4 protein-coding genes are annotated in these 5452 nt (G+C 76.7%); all 4 read left to right on the forward strand.

Annotation, left to right across the window (positions count from 1 at the left end):
* Positions 1-12 precede the first annotated feature (12 nt).
* Genes GTR00_RS13535 through gatB form a run of 4 tightly spaced genes read left to right on the forward strand, consistent with a single transcriptional unit; the run spans position 13 to position 5242 of the window.
* Complete coding sequence (locus GTR00_RS13535; protein WP_205705757.1) at positions 13-1839, forward strand: ABC transporter ATP-binding protein; 1827 nt, start codon at positions 13-15, stop codon at positions 1837-1839.
* 21 nt (positions 1840-1860) lie between these two features.
* Positions 1861-2160: an Asp-tRNA(Asn)/Glu-tRNA(Gln) amidotransferase subunit GatC gene (gene gatC, locus GTR00_RS13540; protein WP_166612137.1), complete on the forward strand. Its 300-nt coding sequence runs from the start codon at positions 1861-1863 to the stop codon at positions 2158-2160.
* Positions 2157-3704 (forward strand): Asp-tRNA(Asn)/Glu-tRNA(Gln) amidotransferase subunit GatA, encoded by a 1548-nt coding sequence (gatA, locus tag GTR00_RS13545; RefSeq protein ID WP_323132463.1) that lies wholly within the window; start codon positions 2157-2159, stop codon positions 3702-3704. The genes gatC and gatA overlap by 4 nt, the downstream gene beginning before the upstream one ends.
* Positions 3701-5242 (forward strand): Asp-tRNA(Asn)/Glu-tRNA(Gln) amidotransferase subunit GatB, encoded by a 1542-nt coding sequence (gene gatB, locus GTR00_RS13550; protein ID WP_166612138.1) that lies wholly within the window; start codon positions 3701-3703, stop codon positions 5240-5242. Before gatA ends, gatB begins: the two co-directional genes overlap by 4 nt.
* Positions 5243-5452: the final 210 nt, after the last annotated feature.

Here is a 5452-nt window from a genome sequence, read left to right on the forward strand (position 1 = left end):
CACACTGGCGCCGTGAGCACCCCGCACCCCGGCGGGCCCGCGCCCGCCGGCCCGGCCGAGACCCCGCCCGTCCTGCCGCTGCGCGCCGCCGCCCGGCTGCTGCTGCCGCACCTGCGCCCGCACCGCGCCGCGATCGCCGCCGCGGTGCTCCTCTCGCTCGTCGGCGCCGCCACCGCCCTGGCCCAGCCGCTCGCGGTGGCCCGCGTGGTGCAGGTGGTGCAGGACGGGTCCCCGGTGCGCCCGGTCGCGGCGCTGCTGGTGGGCGTGGTGCTGCTCGGCGCGCTCACCGACGGCCTCCGGCAGTACCTGCTGGAGCGCGCCGGCGCCGGGGTGGTGCTGGCGGTGCGCACCTCCCTGGTCACCCGCCTGGCCCGCCTGACGATCGCCGCCCGCGACGCCCGCAGCTCCGGGGACCTGCTCTCGCGGGTCTCCGGCGACACCACGGCGCTGGCCGCCGTGGTGACCTCCGGGCTCTTCGACCTGCTCGCCACGGTCCTGACCTTCCTGGGGGCCCTGGTGCTCATGGCGCGCCTGGACCCGGTGCTGCTGGCCGTCACGCTCGCCGCGATCGTCGTGGCCGGCACCGCGATCGCGCTGGCCTCCAGCCGCCTGGGGCGCCTGACGCTGGCCACGCAGGCCGAGGTGGGCGCGATGAGCTCGGCGGTGGGCCGGGTGCTGGGCGCGCTGCGCACCCTGCGCGCCTCCGGCGCCACCGACCGCGAGCTGGCCGGGGTGGTCGCCGCCGCCGGCCGCGCCCGCGACGCCTCCGTGCGCGCCACCCGGGTGCGCGCGCTGCTCGGCCCGGCGATGCAGGTGGCCGTGCAGGGCGCCTTCGTCCTCGTGCTGGGCCTGGGCGGCGCCCGCGTGGCCTCCGGAGGCACCAGCGTCGCCGAGCTCGTCGGGTTCGTGCTGCTGCTGTTCACGCTCGTGCTGCCGCTGGGCCAGCTCGTGCAGACCTGGACGGTCGTGCAGAGCGGGGTGGCCGCCCTCACCCGCGTCGACGAGGTGCTGCGCCTGCCCGTGGAGCAGGACGACCCGCGCCCGCCGGCGCGCACCGCGCCCGCCGGTCCCCTCGCGGTGGTGCCCCCGCAGCGCCCGGGCCCGGTGCCGCTGCTGGAGCTCGACGACGTCGCGTTCGCCTACCCCGACGGCACCCCCGCGCTGCGCGGGGTGAGCTTCTCCGTGCCGCGCGGCACCCGCACGGCCCTGGTGGGCCCCTCCGGCGCCGGCAAGTCGACCCTGCTCGGCCTCGTGGAGCGCTTCCACGAGGTCGACGGCGGCAGCGTGCGCGTGGGCGGGGTGGACGTGCGCGAGCAGCCGCTGGCGGCGCTGCGCGCCCGGCTGGGCCACGTGGAGCAGGACGCGCCCGTCCTGGCCGGCACCCTGCGCGAGAACCTCGTCCTCGGCGCGCCCGGCGCCACCGACGAGGAGGTCCTCGCCGTCCTGGACGCGGTGGGCCTGCGCGAGCTGGCCGAGCGCGGCCCCGGCCTGGCCGCCCAGGTCGGCGAGCGCGGGGTGCTGCTCTCCGGCGGGCAGCGCCAGCGCCTGGCGATCGCCCGCACCCTGCTGGCGCCCGGGGAGCTGCTGCTGCTCGACGAGCCCACCGCCAGCCTCGACGCGCGCAACGAGGCGCTGCTGCGCGAGGCGCTGGTCGCCGCGGCCTCCCGGCGCACCCTCGTCGTCGTCGCGCACCGGCTGTCCACGGTCGTGGACTCCGACCAGATCGTCGTCCTGGAGGACGGGCGGGCCACCGCCTCGGGCACGCACGCGCAGCTGCTGGAGCGCTCCCCGCTGTACCGCGAGCTCGCCGCCACGCAGCTGCTCATCGGCCCGTCCTGACCCGCCCTAGACTGCCCTGTCGTGTCCGCGATATCCCGTCCCGAGGTCGAGCACCTCGCGCGCCTGGCGCGCATCGACATGACCGACGAGGAGCTGGACCGCATGGCCGGCCAGCTCGGAGCGGTCCTCGACGCGGTCCAGCAGGTCACCGCCGCGGTGACCGAGGACGTGCCGGCGACCTCCCACCCCGTGCCCCTGACCAACGTGACCCGCCCCGACGTCGTGCGGCCCGGGCTGACCGCCGAGGAGGCGCTCGCCGGCGCCCCCGAGGCCGAGGACGGGCGCTTCCGCGTCCCGCAGATCCTGGAGGAGGACGCGTGAGCGGCGTGTCGGAGCTGGTCCGCTGGGACGCCGCGCGCCTGGCCGAGGGCCTGCGCGCGAAGGTCGTCTCCTCCGAGGAGGTCGTGCGGGCGCACCTGGAGCGCATCGAGGCCGTCGACGGCCCCACCACCGGGGGCGACCCCGGCGGCGTGCACGCCTTCCTGCACGTGGACGCCGAGGGGGCGCTGGCCCGCGCCCGCCAGGTCGACGCCGACCGCGCCGCCGGCGCCGTGCTCGGCCCGCTGGCCGGGGTGCCCATCGGCGTCAAGGACGTCCTCACCACCCGGGGCATGCCCACGACCTGCGGGTCGCGCATGCTGCAGGGCTGGGTGCCCCCGTACGACGCGACCGTCGTGCGCGAGCTGCACGCCGCCGGCCTGGTGGTGCTGGGCAAGACCAACATGGACGAGTTCGCGATGGGCTCGACCACCGAGCACTCCGCGTTCGGCCCCACCCGCAACCCGTGGGACCCCACCCGCATCCCCGGCGGCTCCGGCGGCGGCTCGGCGGCGGCGCTGGCCGCCTTCGAGGCGCCCTTGACGATCGGCTCGGACACCGGCGGCTCCATCCGCCAGCCCGCCGCCGTCACCGGCACCGTCGGCGTCAAGCCCACCTACGGCGGCGTCTCGCGCTACGGGCTGGTGGCGCTGGCCTCCTCCCTGGACCAGGCCGGCCCGTGCGCGCGCACCGTGCTCGACACCGCGCTGCTGCACGCCGTCATCGGCGGGCACGACCCGTACGACTCCACCTCGATCCCCGCCCCCGTGCCCGACGTGGTCGGCGCCGCCCGGCGCGGCGCCACCGGCGACCTGAGCGGCGTGAAGGTCGGGGTGGTGCACGAGCTGTCCGGCGAGGGCTACGAGCCCGGCGTGCTGGCCCGCTTCGGCGAGGCCCTGGACGAGCTGCGCGCCGCCGGCGCCGAGGTCGTCGAGCTGAGCCTGCCCAACCTCGTGCACGCCCTGGCCGCGTACTACCTCATCCTGCCCAGCGAGGCCTCCAGCAACCTCGCCAAGTACGACGGCATGCGCTACGGCCTGCGCGTGACGCCGGAGGGCTCCGGCGTCACCGCCGAGCAGGTCATGCGCGCCACCCGCGCCGCCGGCTTCGGCGACGAGGCCAAGCGCCGCATCGTCCTGGGCACCTACGCGCTGTCCGCCGGGTACTACGACGCCTACTACGGCAGCGCGCAGAAGGTCCGCACCCTCGTGCAGCGCGACTTCGCCGCCGCGTTCGGGCAGGTGGACGTGCTCGTCTCGCCGACCGCGCCGACGGTGGCGTACCGGCTGGGGGAGAAGCTGGACGACCCGCTGGCGATGTACGCCGGCGACGTCGCCACGATCCCGGCCAACCTCGCCGGGATCCCCGGCATGTCGCTGCCGGTCGGGCTCTCCGAGGGGCTGCCGGTGGGCCTGCAGGTCCTGGCCCCGCAGCAGGCCGACGACCGCCTGTACCTGGTGGGTGCCGCCCTGGAGGCGCGGCTGGTGGCGAAGTGGGGCGGGCCGTTGCTCGCGCAGGTCCCGGAGTGGGAGGGGTTGTCCGCATGAGCACCACCAGCAGCACCACGAGCGTGGCCCTCGTCGACTACGACGAGGCCGTCGCGCAGTTCGACCCGGTGCTGGGCCTGGAGGTCCACGTCGAGCTGTCGACCGTGACGAAGATGTTCTCCGCGGCCCCCACGGAGTTCGGCGCCGAGCCGAACACCCAGGTGGACCCCGTCTCCCTGGGCCTGCCCGGGGCGCTGCCGGTGCTCAACGCCAAGGCGCTGGAGTCCGCGGTGCGCATCGGGCTGGCGCTGAACTGCTCCATCGCGCGCACCTGCCGCTTCGCCCGGAAGAACTACTTCTACCCGGACATGCCGAAGAACTTCCAGACCTCCCAGTACGACGAGCCCATCGCGCACGACGGGTGGCTGGACGTGGAGGTGCCCGCCAGCGAGGACGGCTCGAAGCCGGCGTTCACCTACCGCGTGCAGATCGAGCGCGCCCACATGGAGGAGGACACCGGCAAGTCCCTGCACGTGGGCGGCTCCACCGGGCGCATCCACGGCGCGGAGTACTCCCTGGTGGACTACAACCGCGCCGGCATCCCGCTCATCGAGATCGTCACCAGGCCGCTGACCGGCACCGGCGACCGCGCCCCCGACGTGGCGCGCGCCTACGTGGCGGCGCTGCGCGACCTGCTGCGGGCGCTGGACGTCTCCGACGTGAAGATGGAGCAGGGCTCGCTGCGCTGCGACGTCAACCTCTCGCTGCGCCCCACGCCCGACTCCCCGCTGGGCACCCGCTCGGAGACGAAGAACGTCAACTCCCTGCGCTCGGTGGAGCGCGCCGTGCGCTACGAGGTCTCCCGGCACGCCGCCGTCCTGCGCTCGGGCGCGAAGGTCGTGCAGGAGACGCGCCACTGGCACGAGGACACCGGCCTGACCACCCCGGGCCGGGAGAAGTCCGACGCGGAGGACTACCGCTACTTCCCCGAGCCGGACCTGGTGCCGATCGTGCCGGACCCGGCGTGGGTGGAGGAGCTGCGCGCCACGCTGCCCGAGCCGCCGGCGCAGCGCCGCAAGCGCCTGCAGGCGGAGTGGGGCTTCTCCGACCTGGAGATGCGCGACACCGCCAACGCCGGCGCGGTCGACCTCGTGGAGGCCACCGTCGCCGCCGGCGCCCCGCCGGCCGGTGCGCGCAAGTGGTGGACCGGGGAGCTGTCCCGGCGCGCCAACGCCGAGGGCCTGGAGCTGACCGCGCTGCGCGTGGGGCCCGCCGACGTCGCCGAGCTGCAGGCGCTGGTGGAGGCCGGCACCCTCACCGACCGCCTGGCGCGCGAGGCGCTGGACGGCATGCTCGCCGGCGAGGGCTCGGCGGCCGAGGTCGTGCAGGCGCGCGGCCTGGCCGTGGTCTCCGACGAGTCCGCCCTGGTGGCCGCGGTGGACGCCGCCATCGCCGCCAACCCCGGCGTGGTGGAGAAGATCCGCGGCGGCAAGGCGCAGGCCGCCGGCGCCCTCATCGGCGCGGTGATGAAGGAGATGCGCGGCAAGGCAGACGCCGCGCGCGTGCGCGAGCTGGTCGTGGAGCGCGTCGGGAGCTGACCCCGGCACCACCGGCACGGGCCGGCGCCTCCCCGCCCGGGGAGCCGCCGGCCCGCGCCGTCCCCGCCGCTCGGCGCCGTCGCGCTGCTCAGCGTCGTCTCAGGACCGCCGTGCGACCCTCGCGGCTCGGCGCGGGCCGGGGGGCCCGGCACGGACGGGGGGAGCGCGGCGTGGCGGTCGTCGAGGGCGGGCAGCGCCCGGCAGCGGTGG

The sequence above is a fragment of the Kineococcus indalonis genome, from assembly GCF_009906395.1.
In the GTDB taxonomy this organism is placed as follows: Bacteria; Actinomycetota; Actinomycetes; order Actinomycetales; family Kineococcaceae; genus Kineococcus; species Kineococcus indalonis.